Here is an 18,032-nt window from a genome sequence, read left to right on the forward strand (position 1 = left end):
ACGCACTATATTTTAGCAAATGCAAGTCTTCTTCTTCACGCCCAGCTTGCCGGCTTGCCCTACTTTGCGGATATAGTCCGCTGCCAGCGGCACTTTGCATGCGGTATCGCCTACATGGACATCCACTTTGCCGATTTTCTCCGCGATGCTTACAGCCTCGGCATGAAGCTCGGTGATGTAGCTGCCGACCGCAATGACGAATCCGTTCATCACGTAGCGCACCCGGTTTCTCTCTTGATGGACGGTCTCTTCCACCCGCCTGAGCAGAGCACGGAACTCGCCCAAATCAAGCCGTTCGTCCGGCGTAATCGCGATGTAATTCGCATAGGTGCTCCAGCCGCACGTGGCGACCATCTCTTCCGGCGATTCGATCCATTCCTTGGCGAGCTCCACCGCATAGGGGCTTTCGGCGGCGATCCAGGCTACGGTGTATTCGGCGATCATATACCAGTTCGCTTTGCGCACCCACGCCTGCAGCAGCTCTTTGGTAACCGCCTTCGGATTGACGGTCAAGCCCGCAAGGTACATGGCATCGCCGTTTCCCGTTTCATAGAGCGCTTTGGCCAAGTCCTGATCTTTCTTGACATCTTTCACCAGCTTCTTCAGATCGCCTACCTTGACGCCGAACAGCGGCTCCTTCGCTCCGTGGCGCAGGAAGATTTGCTTCGTTTGATGCGAGCCCATCGCCTCGAGCTTGTCCATAACGTCTTGTATGGTCATCGACATGTACGACTCACCCTCGTTTCAAAATGTCCCCCTACTGGGTTCGACCGGTCATTAACAAAATCCTCTACATCTTGATCGTAAAGGCTCGTTTCAATTCTTTGCAAAGCAGGTACCCAGCGCCAAAGCCAACCGCGATGCCAACGCTGTTGAACGTTGCGGCAGGTATGTCTGGAAGCAAGAGCGAGAGACTGACAAGCAGGGTTGTCCCTTCCGATTTCACATACGGATGCACCGCAGCATGAGCAGCCTTCATTGCAATGCAAAAAGGAATGTCAAGGCGCTCGACTGCCTTTTATCCAGCCTCCAATTCCCGCCTATCCCACCAGCTTGCCGCCTTCGTCCAGTCGATTCTCCTTTCCTTACGCGATACCTCGTGCACTCTTCTTGATCTTCGACTATAGTAAAATTAACTTCCTTATTCTCTCGTACCTGTCACCTCCGAGCACGGAATGACCGGAAGAGAGTCGGACGGCGTGATAGGATCATGACATGGAGGTATCGGGATGGAATGGCTGACGCGAATGAAGGATGCGCTGGACTTGATCGAATGCCGCATGGAGGAACCGCTCGATATCAATGAAATTGCAAAGGTCGCTTATTCGTCGCCGTTTCATTTTCAGCGGAAGTTCCACATCTTGACTGGGTTTACGGTCGCGGAGTATGTGCGCAGGCGCAAGCTGACCTTGGCCGCTCAAGAGCTGGCGGTTTCTTCGGCGAAAGTGATCGACATTGCGCTGAAATACGGCTACGAGTCGCCAGAGGCGTTCGCCAAGGCGTTCCGCAAGGCGCACGGGATCACTCCCTCCGCGGCGCGCGAGCCCGGCGTCAAGCTCAAAGCGTTCCCCCGCATTACCTTTCATCTATCCTTGAAGGGAGATAAGGAAATGGACTACAGAATCATAGACAAGGCCGCATTCCCGGTAATCGGCAAGGCGGTTCGCCTAACGTGCAAGGACGGCGAGAACTTGCGGGAGATTCCGAAGCTCTGGGGCGAGTTCAAAGCGGACGGCAGTGAGGATAAGCTGATCATAACTACAGGCGCCAAGGAAATCCTCGGCATCTGTATGGATCACACAGGCGAAGACTTTACGTACATGATCGCTGTGGAAGGAGACGCTGCCTCGGCTGAATTCGAAGTGCGCAGCATTCCTGCGGCTACCTGGGCGATATTCACTTCCGTTGGCCCTATGCCGGGAGCGATTCAACAAGTTTGGCAGCGCATTTACCAGGAGTGGTTCCCGGCCACAGGCTACGAGCATGCCGGAACGGCCGAAATGGAAGTCTATCCGCCCGGCGACCCGAATGCGGACGATTACCGCTGCGAAGTATGGATTCCGATTGTGAAGAAATAAGGGAGACCGGTTGCCTCGGGCAGCCGGTTTTTTATGTGATTTTGATAAAATTCATGATTTCAATTAATACCTAGTTAACACTAGGCTATTAACATTGTAGATAACTAGGTAATAGAGAGGAATCCTTCCCTCCATGTCCTTATTGTACAAAATAGGCAATAACCCGATTATCGCAGCAGTTCGATCACCTGAGGACGTCCAACAGGCGCTGGACAGCCGGGTTGAGAACATCTTCTTCATGGGCGGCAACGTTAAGGAAATCATCCACGCCGTCCGTTTGACGAAGGAGTCTAAGAAGGGTGCATTCGTTCATCTGGATCTGATTCGCGGCCTGTCGAGCACGGACAAGGAAAGTGTCGATTTCATCTCCGATTACGTCGGTGCCGACGGGATCGTCACACCGAAGAGCCATCTGATTAAGGAAGCGAAGCGAGCCGGTCTTTACGGCATCCTTCATCTGTTCGTTCTTGATTCTTTAGCGCTGCGGAACGGACTGAAGCTTGCCGCTAACGTTCAGCCCGATGCAATCGAGCTGATGCCCGGGGTCGTGACCAAAATCATTCAATCGTTCGCAGATTCAATGCCCGATACCCCGATCGTGGCCAGCGGTTTGATTCAAACGAGAGAAGAAGCCGCGGAAAGTCTTCATGCCGGGGCAACCAGCTTATCAGTCAGCGATGCGAGCTTATGGAACTTTACTTTCGCAGATTTGCGGGCAGCCGCCGTCTAGCCCAAATTGCATATATCGAAGTTTGGAGTGAGGGAGAAGAGAAAGCTCTGAACAACGAACAGGGACATAGTCCTTTGTTTGTTGTCGGCGCTTTCTCTTTTTTGCTGTCCGCTTGAACTATAACCAGGAGGGATTTAGATGAACATGAACGCCGAATCCAAGCAAAACAGACATGTAGTGATCATCAGCATCGACGGTATGGCGAACTACTACTTGCAAGATCCAAACGTACGCATGCCGAACGTCAGAAGGCTTATCGGCAGCGGTGTTGTCGCGGCAGGTATGGAGAGCGTGTTCCCGACGGCAACCTGGGCGATTCACTCCAGTATGGTGACCGGGACGTATCCCCGCAAGCATGGCGTGCTGGGCAACTGGACCGTCGAGCGTCCGAAGCATCGCGTCGGCGAGTTCTTCGGAGACCGAATGTACGATCAGCCTGACGTTCTCCGCTGCGAAACCTGGTATGATGCGGCCAAACGGGCGGGCTGGACGACCGCCTCCATCTGCTGGCCGGTCACCCGCGGCGCCAAAAATATCGATTTCAACATTCCTGAGTTCTATGAGCAGGAGCTGTTCGATTCTCTGTGCACTGCCTCGTATTGGGAGGAGCTCAAGGCCACCGGCTTGCCGATGGAACGATACGGCGAATGGAGCCGGGACCATGCACGCGGACCTATGCAGGATTGGCTGACGACCGAAATCGCCAAATATACGATCCGCATTCATCGGCCGAACCTGCTGCAGCTGCACTATTTGCTGCCGGACAGCCTGCAGCACGATTACGGTATCCGTTCCAAGGAAGCCTATTGGTCGCTGGAGTACGTAGATGAACGGATCGGGGACGTGTTAAAGGCGCTGGAGGACAACGACCTCCACGATATGACGGACGTGTTCGTCGTCTCCGACCACGGCTTCGTAGACACGACAAAGACGTTCTATCCGAACGTGCTGTTCCGGCAGAAGGGCTGGTTTAACACGGAGCAGCCGGGCCGCAGCCAAGTGATTGCTGTTTCTAACGGGGGCTCGGGCTTTGTATATGTGCTCGAGGAGGACCCTGACCGTCGGGCGGCGTTGGTCGCCGAAGTGCGGCAGACGCTGCAGCGGGCCGAAGGCGTCGGCCGGCTATTCGAGCAAGAGCAGTTTCCCGCTCTTGGCCTTCCCGCTCCCGGAGAGCTCGATACGTTCCGCCCGGACTTCGCCTTCGAAGCGGATATGGATAGCTTTGTACATTTTGGCCATGAAGGCGATGAAGTCATCCGTCCACTTACCAAGTTCAAAGGGATGCACGGATACTTGCCGCAGAGGGACGAGCTGAAGGCCATATTCGTTGCAGCTGGCCCTTCGATTCAAGCAGGCGTTACCCTGCCGGAAATCCGGCTCGTCGACATCGCGCCGACGATCGCCCGCCTTATCGGGGTAGAGCTCGGCAGCGCGGACGGTTCGGCACTGGATCAAATATGGAAGGAGGAGATGCAGCTTGGAAAACTCTATTCCGCTCAGCGGTAAACGGACTCAACGGACATCGGTGCTGCGGTGGCGCAGATTGCTCCCGAAGCTGTGGATTCCGTTTGCCTTCCTGCTGCCTGCGTTTGCGTTGTATGCGATATTCTTTATTTTCCCGTTCCTGTTCGCGGTCGGTTTGAGCTTTCAGGAATGGAACCTCATTAGTCCGGATAAAAAGTTCGTCGGTCTCGCCAACTACCAACATCTGCTCAAGGACGAAGTGTTCTGGATTTCCTTGAGCAACTCGGCCCTCTACGTGCTGTACACCGTGCCTTTCAGCATCGGCCTCGGTCTGCTGCTGGCCTTGACGGTGGAAAGCTTGCTGCGGGGCAAGAAGCTGTACCGCCTGATTTTCTTCCTGCCGGTCGTCTCTTCCATTGGCGTTATCAGTATCGTATGGAGCTTAATGTACAACCCGGACGTAGGGGCTATTAACGTGCTGCTGCGAAGCTTCGGCATCGATGGGCCGAACTGGTCGAACAATCCGGCAACCGCTCTGTGGGCGCTTGCCATCGTAGGGATTTGGAAAGGCTTCGGCTACAACATGGTCCTGTACATTTCCGGCTTGAAGTCGATCGACCGCAGACTATACGAAGCGGCTGCGATGGACGGCGGAGGACGATGGGCGCAGTTCCGGCACGTCACGCTGCCTTTACTGTCGCCGGTAACATTTTTCATTCTGGTTATGAGCATCATCTCTTCCTTCCAGGTGTTCGCAACCATCCAGATTATGACCCGGGGCGGACCGAACAATGCGACGAATGTGCTCGTGTACCAGATTTACCAGGAAGCGTTCCAGTTCTTCAATATCGGCGTAGCGATGGCATCGTCCGTCGTTCTGCTGCTTCTCGTCGGAGTGCTTACGATCATCCAATTGCGCCTGTCGAATCACACAGTCCACTACCAATAATTCATCTTTGGAAAGGAGCTTCCGCCATGAACCGTACGCTACGGCTTGTCGAGGAAGGAACGAAACACCTCTTCCTGCTTGCGGCCGCATTCATCTGCCTCATCCCGATACTCTGGATGCTGGCCACTTCCTTGAAGGCTCCGCAGGATGTGTTTGCCGGCCCGCTGTTTTGGACAAACCAGTTGAACTTGGACGGATATATGCGCGTACTCCGGGACATTCCGGTCGGGCTATGGGCCTGGAACAGCGCGTTTACCGCCGGCCTGCAGACGCTCGGGCAGCTGGTTGTCGGAGTTGCGGCCGCCTACGCGTTCGCCCAATATCGTTTTCCCGGCAGGGATGCGTTGTTCTTCTTCGTTCTTATGACGATGATGATCCCTCAGCAGGTAACGATGGTGCCGACTTACATGATCGTGAACGAGCTGAATTGGCTGAATACGTTTGCCGGCGTCATCGTCCCGCATCTCGCGAGCGGCTACGCTATCTTCCTGCTGCGGCAATCGTTCATGACCGTTCCGCGCGAGCTGGGTGAAGCCTCCGTGATCGACGGCTGCCGACCGCTGGGCACGTTGTGGCATGTATATTTGCGCCTGTCCGGTACGGTAATCAGCGCTTTGGCCGTCATTTTGTTCGTCGGCAACTGGAATGACTACCACTGGCCGCTGCTGATTCTGTCCGATAAGAGCATGCAGACGCTCCCGGTCGCTTTCGTCCAATTCCGGGAGGAGGAATCGCTGGAGTGGGTGCCGACGATGGCCGTCGCCACGCTTTCGATGGTCCCCGTGCTCGCCTTGTATTTGCTGGCCCAGAAGCAATTTATCGAAGGCTTTATGAATAGCGGCTTGAAGGGGTAATTGCCCCACTACATATAACCCAGGGAGGAACAACACTTATGAAAAAAATGTTTAGAACCCCTCTAATCGCCGTTTCGTTATCCGCCGCCTTGACGCTGTCCGCTTGCGGCAGCAGTGAGTCCGCTTCTTCCGCCAATTCGGCCGCAGGCGGACAAGCAGGCGCTGCCGCCAAGAGCGATGAAGTCGTCGAAATCGAATTCCTTCACGGCCACGCCGGCGACAACATCGACAAGCTGATTGAGGAGTATCACAAATCGCAAAGCAAGGTTCGCGTCAAGCCGGTATTCGTGCAGGGCTCCTACGAGGGCATTATCGAGAAGCTGCAGGCGCAAGCAGTCGCGAAACAGCTCCCGGACGTATTCACGAACGGCTATGTATATACCCGCTTCGCTATTGGGACGCTTCCGGTCGTGCCGGTATCCCAGTTTATCGAGAAAGAGAAAACCGACCTGTCGGACTTCTTCCCGCAGATGCTTCAGCTCGGCAAAGGCGATGACGGCAAACAATACGCCATGCCTTTCGCCGTGAGCACGCCGATCCTGTATTATAACGCCGACCATTTTAAAGAAGCCGGGCTTGATGCGGACCATCCGCCCAAGACGTGGCAGGAGCTGCGGGACGCGGCCAAGAAGCTGACCGTGAACGGGCGATACGGGATTTTCTTTAACTATCAAGTAACCGGCAACTGGATGTATCAGGCAATGACGGAAACGGCCGGCGGCCAGATGATGTCCTCGGACCTGAAATCGGTCGGCTTCGATTCCGATGCAGGCCGTAAAGCGCTGCAGTACTGGGTGGATCTGGTTAACGTCGACAAGTCGATGCCGAACTTGGACAGCAAGCAGGCGTCGCAAAGCTTCCAGGCCGGCAACATCTCGATGTATGTCGATACAACCGCATCGCTGACCGGCTTCCGCAAGCAGTCGCAGTTCGATCTGCGTACCGGCATTTTCCCTTCACTGGACGGCAAGCGCGTCGTTCCTGCAGGAGGTAACAACCTGTTCATTCTGTCAAAGGATCCGAAGAAGCAGGAAGCCGCTTGGGATTTCGTCAAGTTCGCCACGTCTCCGAAAGCGACAGCCATGGTGGCGCAAGGCTTCGGCTACATGGTCACGCGCAAGAGCGCCTTGGAGGACCCGCAACTGATGGGCAACTACTTGAAAGAGGTACCGGCTGCTAAAGTGACTTACAATCAAGTCGAGAACATGGTGCCTTGGTACAACTTCCCGGGTGCGGCCGGCTCGAAGGTATACAAAATCGTGCAGGACAACATTCAAGCCGCCCTGCTTCAGCAGAAGACGGTCGATCAAGCCATCAAAGAAGCGGCGACTCAGGCAAACGCGCTGCTGAAATAAGAGCGGAGGGTAACGAGTTTGGCACAGCATGGTTTTCTCCCGAGAATGCAAGCATACTTCTTTGACTTGGACGGCTGCATCTACCATGGCGACCGGCTATCCGCAGGCGTCGTCCCGCTCTTGGATCGGCTCCGGCAGCAAGGTCTCTCCTATGTATTCCTGACGAACAACTCCCGGCTCGGTGCGGCTGAAATCGGCTCCAGGCTGGAAGCGATGGGACTTACCGTTCCCGATGACCGCATCCTTCCGGTAACCGATATTGCCGGCAAATATCTGCGGGACAAGTACGGTAAGCTCTCTGTCAAGACGATCGGCAGCGATAGTCTCGCTCGAAATATTGCCGAAGCAGGACATACCCCGATTGCGTGGGATGCCCCGGGCGCCGATGTGGTGATCGTGGGGCGCGATACCGAGTTTCACTACAACAAGCTGCAGCGCATTGCAGCCGACATCGGCCATGGCTCGAGACTGATTGCGACCAATCCGGACCGATATCACCCGGGGCAGTTCGGCGAGCGCGTTCCCGAGACGGGCTCCCTGCTTGCCGCCATTGAGGCCGTCACAGGGAAAACAGCGGAATGTATCGGCAAGCCGGAGCCGTATATGTTCGAGCAAGCCATGCAGCTTTGCGGCGCCGCTCCTGACAGCTGCGTGATGGTCGGTGATAACCTGGAGACGGACATTCGTGGAAGCCGCCAGGCCGGACTGCGCTCGGTGTGGATTACAAATGGCAGCGCCCCCGGTCCTGCTGCAGAAGGTGGCGCGGAGGTGCTTGAAAGCCGTTCAAGCGCGGCCGGATTCGCTCCGTCGGGTCCTGCCCGCCCCGATGTAGTCGTGAACGATATGGAGGAACTATATCAGCTTGTCATGCAAGGATAAACGGCTTCGCCGTCCTTCAGGACGAGCGCGTTTACCGTAGCGGAATCAGCCAAACATAAGACAGCGTGAGCCGTCACGTGAAGGAGCCTCTCTCCGGGTATGGGGGGGGCTTTTTTCTCGTCGGGTTTAAGCTGTGATAGCGGGCTCTAGTATTTTGTCGTATAGTATAGATATTGTCACCTGACAGCTGTTTCTGTCGATGCAGCTATTTCTGATTCTTGCCGTCTGGTTGGTCGCGCAACCTGTAAGGCTACCCTCAAAGGAGACCGTTGCCGATGGATTTTATGAAGCAAATGTTTTCGAACCTGTCTGTCAGAAGATTCGGTATCCTTGCGCTGATCTGCGTGCTTCTCTTCCTCATCAAAGATATGCTCAATATCGTCCTGCTGACCTTCCTGATCGCATTTGTGATGAACAGCTTGCAGAAAGCGCTGTCCCGGCCGATCAACCGCATCATTCCGATCAATAGCAAAATCATTGTCGTGCTGCTCTACCTCGCTTTGGTCGCACTGCTTGTCACTTCGATCGCCCACTACTTGCCGACGGCGGTTATCCAAATCAGGCAGCTCAAGGATCTGATTCTCAGCTTCCGAAATGCGCCTCTTCCCGAGGACGAAGTGGCCCGGTTCATCGTCATGTGGGTGAAGGATCTCAACCTGCAGCTCTATGTGAAGCAAAGCTTCGAATACGTGATGCGCATCAGCAACTGGGGGGCGACGTTCGTCTTGTCGCTGATTCTGAGTCTGGTGTTTATTTTGGAGAAGAACCGCATTGCCGCCTTCACCTCCCGCCTCAAAGACAGCAAAATTTCATGGCTGTACAACGAGCTGGAGTATTTCGCGAAGAAGTTCGTGCTCTCCTTCGGCAAGGTGCTGGAAGCCCAAATTTTGATCGCGCTCTGCAACACCGTGTTTACCGTAATCGGGCTGTGGATCCTCGGCTTTCCGTATTTGTTTGCCCTGTCGATCATGATTTTCCTGCTCAGTCTCGTTCCTGTCGCCGGCTTTATCGTATCTTTGGTTCCACTCTGCATTATCGGCTACAACTTGGGCGGCATTATGATGGTCCTCTACGTGATCTCTATGATCGCCGTATTGCATGCGATTGAAGGTTACCTGCTGAATCCGAAGCTGATGTCGTCCAAAATGAACCTGCCGATGTTCTATACCCTCATCGTTCTCGTATTCTCGGAGCACTACTTGGGCGTGTGGGGCTTGATCGTCGGCATTCCGATCTTTGTGTTCCTGCTGGATATTATCGATGTGGATACGACCCGGAAGAGTTAGCTGTATGTTGATTAAGACCGGAGGCTCTGCCTCCGGTCCTTCGTATGCCCGCCAGAAGCCTGCGTAAATACAAGAACCTGCACTTTTACATGAATCCATCTGCTCAACATGTTGGAGATACCTACATGTCGAAAGCTGAAATAAAGACCTGATCCGAAGCCTTTCCCGGATCAGGTCTTTTAGCTGCTCTTACGTCCCTCGTGCCGCTTTGCAGCTTACTGCTCCTGCTTCCGCAGCAATCTGCCAAGCACAATGACGGCTTGCGCTCTAGTCGTCACACCTTGAGGAGCGAAGGTATCGGCCGTCATGCCTTGCATGTAACCTTCCTGAAGCGCCAGCACGACCTGCTCCTGCGCCCATCCCTGAACGCTCCCGCCGTCGGTGTACGCATCCAGTACGGATGCCGTGCTGCCCGTCGACTTCAGCTTCAGCGCTTCGTGCGCCCTGCCGATCATAACGGCCATCTGTTCGCGGGTAATCGTGTCATCCGGACCAAAGCGTCCGTCGGCGAGGCCGGTTGCGAGACCGTGGGAGGCTGCGGCGATCACCGCTTCGCGATACCATGCGCCGCTGTCCACATCGGTGAACGCCGCGGCGGTATCGGCTCCCCCTGCAGGCACCGGCAAGCCGAGCGCGCGAACCAGCATCGCCGCAAACTCCGCTCTCGTTACCGTCGCTTCGGGACGGAACTCCTGTGGCGTAACGCCGTTGACGAGCAGCCGCCGCGCCATCGCATCGATGTCCTGCTCAGCCCAATGTCCGGCTGTATCGGCAAACCGCCGCTCGAGGCTCATGACAGAGTAAGGCGCTTCCGGCTCCATATCAAACAGCAGCTGCTTTCCGTCCGCACTCTTCTTGCTGCGAACATAGGTCCACTTGGCGGCAGCTTCATCATACCGGTATACTTCCGGCTGCCCGAATGTGGATTTACCGCTCAATTGACCTTGGTAGCCTGGCTGCGCTGCGAAGGACAGCTTCACCGACTTCCCTTCGCTGTGGGCCTCGGCCGTCACGGTGACGACATCGGTCAGCAGCCGCAGCGACTCATTCTGGAGACGAGCCGCTTCAGAGGCAGCTTGCGTCAATGAAGCACCTGCCTTAGCGGCAGTCAATCGTACGATGGCTCCGTCAGCGATTTCATCCATACGAAGCATTGACGCATCCACCTCTACGCCCATCCAGGCCGTTTGGAGCAGCAGCCTTGCTTGTGCCGCAGCCAGCTGCTTCACCGCCCCGGCCGGAAGCTGCACGACGAGTTCATCGGCCGGTTCCTTAATGTCGACATACAGCTTTTGCTGTTTCTTGCCGTCCTTTAAGGCCGCTTCCACGGCAGACTTCTCGATTTCGATCAGGAGCGCCATCCCGCCGGAGGCCGTAGAGCGCTTCTCCATCCGCGCTCCGTCGCCAAGGTTCAACGGGTCCTTCGTGGAGCCTGCCGAGCCGCCCCCTGCGTTGTTTCCGGGAGCTCCGGGGGTAGACGGGTCAGACGGATCGGATGGATCGGACGAAGGCCCCGAATAGGTGACTTGGATCGTGTACGTCGTTTCCTTCCGGCCTTCCTGCTGTACCTGAATCCGGATGATACCGTCCTGCGGGATCGTCACAGACTTTGTTTCTCCGCTCTTCACCGATTCCGCCCCTATTGTCAGCTGTGCGCCGGAATTCGCAGCCGTCGCCGTAACGCCGAGCTGCTTCGTTCCCGAAGGAAGCTCTAACTTGTACGTCGTTATATACGCCCCGAATCTCGGCGACAAGCTTCCTTGGCCGAACGTCAATCCGCTTAACAGCGCACTGCTTTTATCCTGCAGCGTCAATGTCCGTTCCGCCGAGCCGTTTCCGGCAAGATCCGGTACAACCCCGCCCTGCAAGCTCAACGTTTCCGTTCCCGACAGCGTCAGCGGAACGTTCAGAGCCAGCACCGCCTCACGGGTATCGGTCTGGCTGTACACCGTGGCGGTCACCGCCGATACGATCGATGCGGACGAACCGGCGAGCTGCACCTTGCCGGCGTCGAACGTCAAGCCAATCGGCTCATTGAACCGGATGCGGATCGTTCGGCCTCCATTCTCCACCCAGGCTTCTTCCGCGACCGGTCCGGCCTGATCCAGCTCCGTCACATGGAACTCCCGCGGCGTCAATGCCTCCGCGCTTAACGCGGTGTTCGCATAGCTCGTAAAATAGCTCCTATCCATCGTGAGCCAATATCGCGCATCCTTCACGAGAGGCGTCTTCGGTACGAAGCGAATCGTACGCGAGAGCATCACCGCAGGGTCGGAAGCGCTAGCCTCGGCTCCGATGAAGCTCGCGGTACCCGGAACAGCCGTATTCCCCGCATCGGTAACCGCAACCGCGGCTTCACTCAGCGGTACGACTTTCACATACTTGGACAGTACGATGTCTACATAGCTTCCGCCCTCATACGTAACTCCCGTAACCGTGTCAATCACCGGCGCATCCCGGGATACGAGACCGGCGTTCACCTCCGTATGCGGCGGCGGCACATCCAGCTCGGCGCTGTACAGCGTCTCGTAGCCGGCCTTCTTCCACTGCACTCTCCACTTGCCCGGCGGCACATCCCAGCCGTATTTGCCGGCCTTATCGGTCTGCTGCGGGTTGCCCTGATCGTATTCCCCGGCGTTCCAGCTCTGCCACGTTCCAGTCCGCTCATCCAGAACCTCTACGGTCGCCGTCACATCCTCCAGAGGGTTGCTCTTGACCGCTTCATACACGTATCCGCTCGGATCGTAGATCCACTTCGGACTCAGAAGCTTCCGGCCCTTCTTCTTCCGCTTATCCGGATTGTCGTTGCACTCATTGTAGCCCGAGCCGACGGCGTCAATCTGCTCATCAACATAGTTATCGATCTTATCCTCGATGATGCTCGTCGCTACGCCGGCGACTGCCGCGCCGGGGCCGGTAAGCGCCATGGCGGCGACGCCCGCGTTCATAGCCGTCTTCGCCACTTCCCCAAGCACGACGGCGGCGAGCGCCTTACCGGCCTCCTTGGCCGTCGTCGGCATTTCGTCCAGGCAGTCCAGCCCGCTTTCGACGTTGTACATGATTTTGTTGATTTTCTCCGCGTATTCCTGATAGCCCTCGAACTGGTCCTTCACCTCGGAGATGGAGTCGTTCACGCCATCGACTTCCGTCTTGATCTCCATAAAATATTCCGCCGTATCCCCCCAACTCCCGCCGCTCGCGAACGCCGCAGTCCGCATGTCAAGGGAGGCGAGCTTTTCCGGGACTATATAGCTGCGCGGCATGTAGCCCTTCATCGTGACGGACATCGACTTCTCCGTCTCCGCCATCTCGTAAGCCGTTTGCACGGCAGGCACACCGGAGCGCTGCGCCGCCGCCTGCTCCTCGGCGGAAGGCTTGTAGCTAGACTCCGGATCTACCGTAAGCGTGACGCTCATTCTCGCATTGTTCAGCTGAGGGAAACGAATTTGGACCGCCCCCGCGTACTTCCCGCCTGTCAGCTGGAACGGGGTCACCGATACGACTTCAAAATCTCTCATCTTCGGCGGAAGCGACGCTCGAAGCTGATCGAGATTCGGCAGACTTCCGTCATATGTCCGCTCCGGACGCTTGACGTCATAGTCGACATAGATGCCGCCCAGCGCATCGTGCGTCGTAGGCACGACCGCCCGGAACAAGTCGCCTTGCCGCTCGGCCGGCACCGGCTCCCCTTCCTGGCCGTCCATGTACATGCGGACATTCTCAACCATATCGGGATTTGTGAATTTAAAATCAAACTGGAACGGATTCCCCGGCACAACGGTGTACACGATATTCGGCGCTTCCTGCCCGGTCTTTACCGATATCCAGCGCCCGGCCGGCGCCTGGGAGAAGGCCATCTCTACCAGCTGCGGACCGTTGCTGTCGTATTGAAGGTACGTTTTATTCGAGCGCAGCTCCACGTTGTTGACATTCGCCGTCGCCCAAAGCGCATGCAGACTCGAGCTGCCGAGATCGTTCAAAGTAACCGGCGCTTTCCACTGTCCGGACATACTTGCCGTCGCTGTGCCGATCTTCACTTCGGTATCGTAAATATGGACGGTGCTTCCTGCAGGCGCATAGCCGCTAACGACGGTTTGCATGCCCGGGTCGGATACGCGCGCAGGCGCGTCCAGCGTAATTCTTGGCGCATCGAGGTGGATGGTGCCAAGCAGCTCTTCCACGCTCTGCGAATCCAGACTCGCTTGAATTCGCGCCGTCGCCATCACGTTATTTTTGTTAAACGACGGGTCGATCCGAAGCTTATACGAGACTGCACCTTGCTCGCCGTCGGCGACATCGCCAAGCGGCACGCGAAGCGTCCCCCCCTCGACGGCCGCCCCCGGCTTCCCGCCGCTGACCGCCAGCCGCCCCTGGCTGTCGGCAACGATCGTCATCCCTTCGGGAATATCAAGCAGCAGCGCGGCATCCGCCGCAGTTTTACCGGTATCGTTGCTGTATACAGCTCTCAGACCGATCGTGCTGCCCGGCAGCGCCTGTGTCGATTCCGCCGAGAAAGAGTTCCCCGACTGGTTGGCAAAATAGCTCGTCGGACTGAACGCGATCGTCCCGATATTCTTGATTTGATTTTGCGCGATCGTGAAATCCACTGTTGCATACTCGTAACGCCACTTGTAGTCCTGATCCCGGCTCGAACGGGTGATCTGCATGCGGTAGCTGCCGCCCCGCGGGACGTTCACCTGGAACGGATCGGATTGGAAGCTGTCATCCCACACGGAATCAATCCATCGCTTGCCGCCGCTCGGCAGCAGCTCGTAAACGGATGCGGAGTAATAGCTGCTGCGGCTGACCTCCACGCGGCCCTGCACCCGTGCGCCGGTCTCCTCCAGCCGAATTTCCGCTGTGGCGTTCGATTGGTCATCCATGATGACTTCCTTACAGGAGCTCACATACGCATAGATGGCACCGGATACGCAGACTTGCACCGGCGTACCCGGACTGCCGCCGAGTGTGACGGCATTGGAGTAATAGGTGCGCACCCAGCCGAACCTGGATTGGATAACCGATAAGAAATTTTCGTTCTCCATGTTCAGCGGACCTTGCCACTCGGTATCCAGCGCTTTCTTGAACACCCGGAGATTGATGACGCCGCGGTCGGGCTGCTTCACCGGGATATCGAGCAGTGTCGTCGTTCTCGGCTGAACCGCCGCCGTAATCGGACCCGAGCTGTAATAGTAAGAGTATTCCGCCGCCTCCAGCACGACGTCTCCCGCAACCAGATGCTCAAACCGGACTTTGCCATCCAGACTCGTGCGTCCTTTCACCACATTCGTAATGCCCTTGTACGTTTCAGTAGCAGTCACGTAAGCGTTGTACACCGGCTCTCCTGCCGGATTTTTCACCGTGAGCTCCAGATTGCCGCGATCCGGAGCGATCACGTGCACGGTGAGCACGTTATCACCGGCACCCAGCTTCAGGCTCAGCGGGCCGGCGGCAGCAAGCTCGTAGTACATCTTGCTCAAATCGACTTCCGCCGTTATGGTCTGATCGCGCAGCAAGCCGTCGCGGGAATCGGTCATCCCGTCCTCTCCCGTCGAGGCCATATGCAGCTGCTGCCGGTACTCGTCCCATAGCGTTACCGGCACATCCGGCACCGGCTTCCCTTCCTCGTTCAACACCTTCACCCGAACCCGCGCCGGTAACGATACGGGGACTGTCGCTTCCGCCACTCGACCGGACTCTACGCGCACACCCTCGAGTCGGCCGATTTCATACATATAGTCGGACGTATGCAGAACAATCTCGTAGTCGTCGCTAGGCCACAGTCCCTCGACCGGTCCACGCAGCGCTTCGGCGAGCGTCAGAGGTACTTCCCCTTCCGTCGGATGCAGAAGCGTGAGGATCGCGCCTTGGAGCTCGGCCGGAGAAGCACCGCTGAACGTGAGCTTCAGCGCGCCGCCGACGGCGACCGGCAGATCGTCAGCCGTCTTCTCCTGCACCTTGCCGCCGCCGGTCAGCGTCAGCTTCAGCTTGCTAAGCTCCGTCGTATCCGCGGTCAGCTGGAAGCTTCCCTTATACAAGCCCGGCACACCCGCAGTCTGCATCAATGGAACGGATTCCGTAAATTCCTGCACCGTGCCGCCGCCCCGTGCTTTGTAGGATACCTCCACCGCTGCAGCCCGATTGGGGTCTCCCGTGGCGATCAAATTGATCTTTGCCCCCTGCACGAGCGGACCCCGCTGCGGTCCGCTCTCTCTGGTCCAAATAAGGTTCAGCGGCAGCTCCGTCGGCGGCGGATTCTCTCCTCCGCCGTTCTCCCAGGTATAGGTCGGCCCCTTCAGGCTCATATGATAACGGCTGTCGATCGCGTCGACTTGGAATACGTCGTCGGCATCCGGTTCGCGCGCCAGTCCCGTGAACGTATAGCTCCGGCCCGCGGAAGCCGGTACGTAGGCGGCGGGTTCTCCGTTCCTATAGATCGCATAGCCGGTCACGCCGTCCGGGTCGACGGCTTGCGGCCAGCTCAGCGTAAGCGTATCGGTCCCGATGCCGGATGCCGTCAGCTCGCTGCCAGCCGGCCATTCCGGCGCGGTTCCGTTCGTAGCGATAAAGTAATCAAAGAGCGTTAACTCAACCCCTGCAATATTCTCCGTATAGAATGAGTAGAACGTAACGGTATTGCCCGTGTCGCTCACTGTCGGATTCTTGCTCGGCTTCAGCAGCGGATACGGCGTACCCGGCACGTCCACCTTGCTCGACGTCAGCCCCTCGCTATCCGCTACATATACTTCGGTCTCATCACGACTGCTGTTGGTTTCCAGCTCATACGCGACATAAGCCCCATTTCTGCTGATCGAAGCATGGTCGCTGTCTCCGGTATGCTCGGAGCCGTCCGTCTGCATTGATACCCGGCGGAACATATTCTCGTTCGTGTGATAGACGAAAATGTCCTTCGAATTGTTCGTATCGCCGGAAACCAGGTCGTCGCGATAGCTCGTGAAGGCCAGCTTCAGCCCGTCGCTGCTGAGCGAAGGCCCCGTCCCTTGCGTAACCCGCTGCAGCGCTTTTGCGGGATCGGACGCATGGCGGTCCAGCAAGTAGACGCTCTCCGTACCGATGTAATCTTCCAGGTCGGTCAGCTTGGCCTTGGACACAAAGGCAATCCGGCTTCCGTCCGCACTAAGCGATGGCGCCCAGCTGTCATTGTTCCACGTCTGTTCCTTCGGAACGCTGATTCGCTCAAGCTTATTTCCCGCCGCCTGGCGGTCGTACAGGTAGACGTCCCGCTCCCCGTTCACATCGTTCGCTACCAGTCCATTCGCTTCGGTATCGAACGCAACAAAACGTCCGTCTGCGCTGATGGAAACGTATTCACCATCCCCCGAGCGCCATTCGTTGGTCGAGCTGATTCCGTTCACCGTTACCAGTTCATCCGACTGCAGGTCGTACCAATACACCTTCGTTCGTCCGCTTATGGTGTTCTCTCCGTACGTGTAGGCAAAATATCGCGCATCCGGCGTCATATCATACCGAATGACCGAACCTTCCCGATCCGGTGTGCGTATCCGCAGGTATTGCCCCGTTTGGCGATCCTGCACCATGACGATCTTTTGTCCGGACCCGTGCTCATCCTCCGGCTTATAGGTCATGAACGCCAAGTATCGTTCATCTGCGCTGAGCTTCGTGATCGGCGTGTCCGCTGTTGCGTACACCATAGACATGAAACTGCGATTCAGCTTGCCGAGCAGGTTCCAGGATAACGGACTGACGGCAAACTTGGAAATAGCGGGGACTTGCGGCTGCACAGGCAGCTGTGGCAGCTGTGGCAGCTGCGGCGGCTTCGGTGCGGCTATCCCGTCATCGGGGCTGTAAACCGTCTCAGTCACCGCCGACGACCCATCGATTGCCATAGCGGCGGTATCCGCCGCAACCGCTCCATTAGGCATCACCGATGTCGACAGTAGTGCCATGGCCAGGATAGCGGCCAACCGGTTCTTCATAACCTTGAATTTCGTAAATATCATGCCATTCCTCCGTCAACTTGTTACGTTCCGTATCAGTATAACGGGATTTAGGCAACGTTGTCGTGATCTGCGTTACATTTTGTAAATAAAATTTATTTAAGCTAGCTTGGCTCCTTACGCTTCCGGCGGTAGAGCTGCTTGCTGGAGGGTGATGCCGTTCGTTAGCGGATTTTGAGGGTCCTATTTTACCGCTATCGCCCTTTTCATTCAAAATAGAGGACTTTCGTGGCGCTATCGAATGCCAATTGATTGAATTAGGCTTGATTTTCCCTGACTGCTGGAAAATAACGCCTCCAAAACCCGCTAAACTTGTAAGACATCAAGTCTCGAGCCAAATAACGGTTTCGGAAACCGTTATAGCTCCCAAAGTTTCCGCATACCGGGCTGTTTGACGGATTCGCTGCATACATACAGGAATCCCTCGAACAGCTAGCTTGCCTGATTTTGATTACTGC

At 56.6% G+C, this 18,032-nt stretch carries 10 protein-coding genes; 8 read left to right on the forward strand and 2 right to left on the reverse strand.

What is annotated here, in order from left to right:
- Positions 1-12: 12 nt before the first annotated feature.
- Positions 13-720 carry a DNA alkylation repair protein gene (locus tag ACFFK0_RS13575; RefSeq protein WP_377470836.1) on the reverse strand — a complete coding sequence of 236 codons (708 nt, stop codon included), beginning with the start codon at positions 718-720 and terminating at the stop codon, positions 13-15.
- 509 nt (positions 721-1,229) lie between these two features.
- On the opposite strand from ACFFK0_RS13575, the gene ACFFK0_RS13580 reads away from it, so the two are divergent.
- The 8 genes from ACFFK0_RS13580 (at position 1,230) to ACFFK0_RS13615 (ending at position 9,595) form a co-directional block, all read left to right on the forward strand.
- The gene (locus ACFFK0_RS13580) at positions 1,230-2,078 is read left to right on the forward strand and encodes an AraC family transcriptional regulator (protein ID WP_377470783.1); all 849 of its coding nucleotides are present in this window, start codon (positions 1,230-1,232) and stop codon (positions 2,076-2,078) included.
- A gap of 133 nt (positions 2,079-2,211) precedes the next feature.
- Complete coding sequence (locus ACFFK0_RS13585; protein WP_377470785.1) at positions 2,212-2,808, forward strand: glycerol-3-phosphate responsive antiterminator; 597 nt, start codon at positions 2,212-2,214, stop codon at positions 2,806-2,808.
- Positions 2,809-2,946: 138 nt separating this feature from the next.
- A complete protein-coding gene (locus ACFFK0_RS13590) occupies positions 2,947-4,314 on the forward strand; it encodes an alkaline phosphatase family protein (RefSeq protein WP_377470786.1) in 1,368 nt (455 codons plus the stop codon).
- Positions 4,286-5,221 (forward strand): carbohydrate ABC transporter permease, encoded by a 936-nt coding sequence (locus ACFFK0_RS13595; protein ID WP_377470787.1) that lies wholly within the window; start codon positions 4,286-4,288, stop codon positions 5,219-5,221. Before ACFFK0_RS13590 ends, ACFFK0_RS13595 begins: the two co-directional genes overlap by 29 nt.
- A gap of 26 nt (positions 5,222-5,247) precedes the next feature.
- Positions 5,248-6,075, forward strand: coding sequence for a carbohydrate ABC transporter permease (locus tag ACFFK0_RS13600; RefSeq protein ID WP_377470789.1), 828 nt, complete (start codon positions 5,248-5,250; stop codon positions 6,073-6,075).
- A gap of 38 nt (positions 6,076-6,113) precedes the next feature.
- Complete coding sequence (locus ACFFK0_RS13605) at positions 6,114-7,430, forward strand: ABC transporter substrate-binding protein (RefSeq protein ID WP_377470791.1); 1,317 nt, start codon at positions 6,114-6,116, stop codon at positions 7,428-7,430.
- 18 nt (positions 7,431-7,448) lie between these two features.
- Positions 7,449-8,309: an HAD-IIA family hydrolase gene (locus ACFFK0_RS13610; protein WP_377470793.1), complete on the forward strand. Its 861-nt coding sequence runs from the start codon at positions 7,449-7,451 to the stop codon at positions 8,307-8,309.
- A gap of 275 nt (positions 8,310-8,584) precedes the next feature.
- A complete protein-coding gene (locus ACFFK0_RS13615) occupies positions 8,585-9,595 on the forward strand; it encodes an AI-2E family transporter (protein WP_377470794.1) in 1,011 nt (336 codons plus the stop codon).
- 215 nt (positions 9,596-9,810) lie between these two features.
- Here ACFFK0_RS13615 and ACFFK0_RS13620 read toward each other — a convergent pair whose 3' ends face one another.
- Positions 9,811-17,577: an S-layer homology domain-containing protein gene (locus ACFFK0_RS13620; RefSeq protein ID WP_377470796.1), complete on the reverse strand. Its 7,767-nt coding sequence runs from the start codon at positions 17,575-17,577 to the stop codon at positions 9,811-9,813.
- Positions 17,578-18,032 lie beyond the last annotated feature (455 nt).

Origin of the sequence: Paenibacillus chartarius, assembly GCF_042432825.1 — a bacterium.
Taxonomy (GTDB): Bacteria; Bacillota; Bacilli; order Paenibacillales; family NBRC-103111; genus Gordoniibacillus; species Gordoniibacillus chartarius.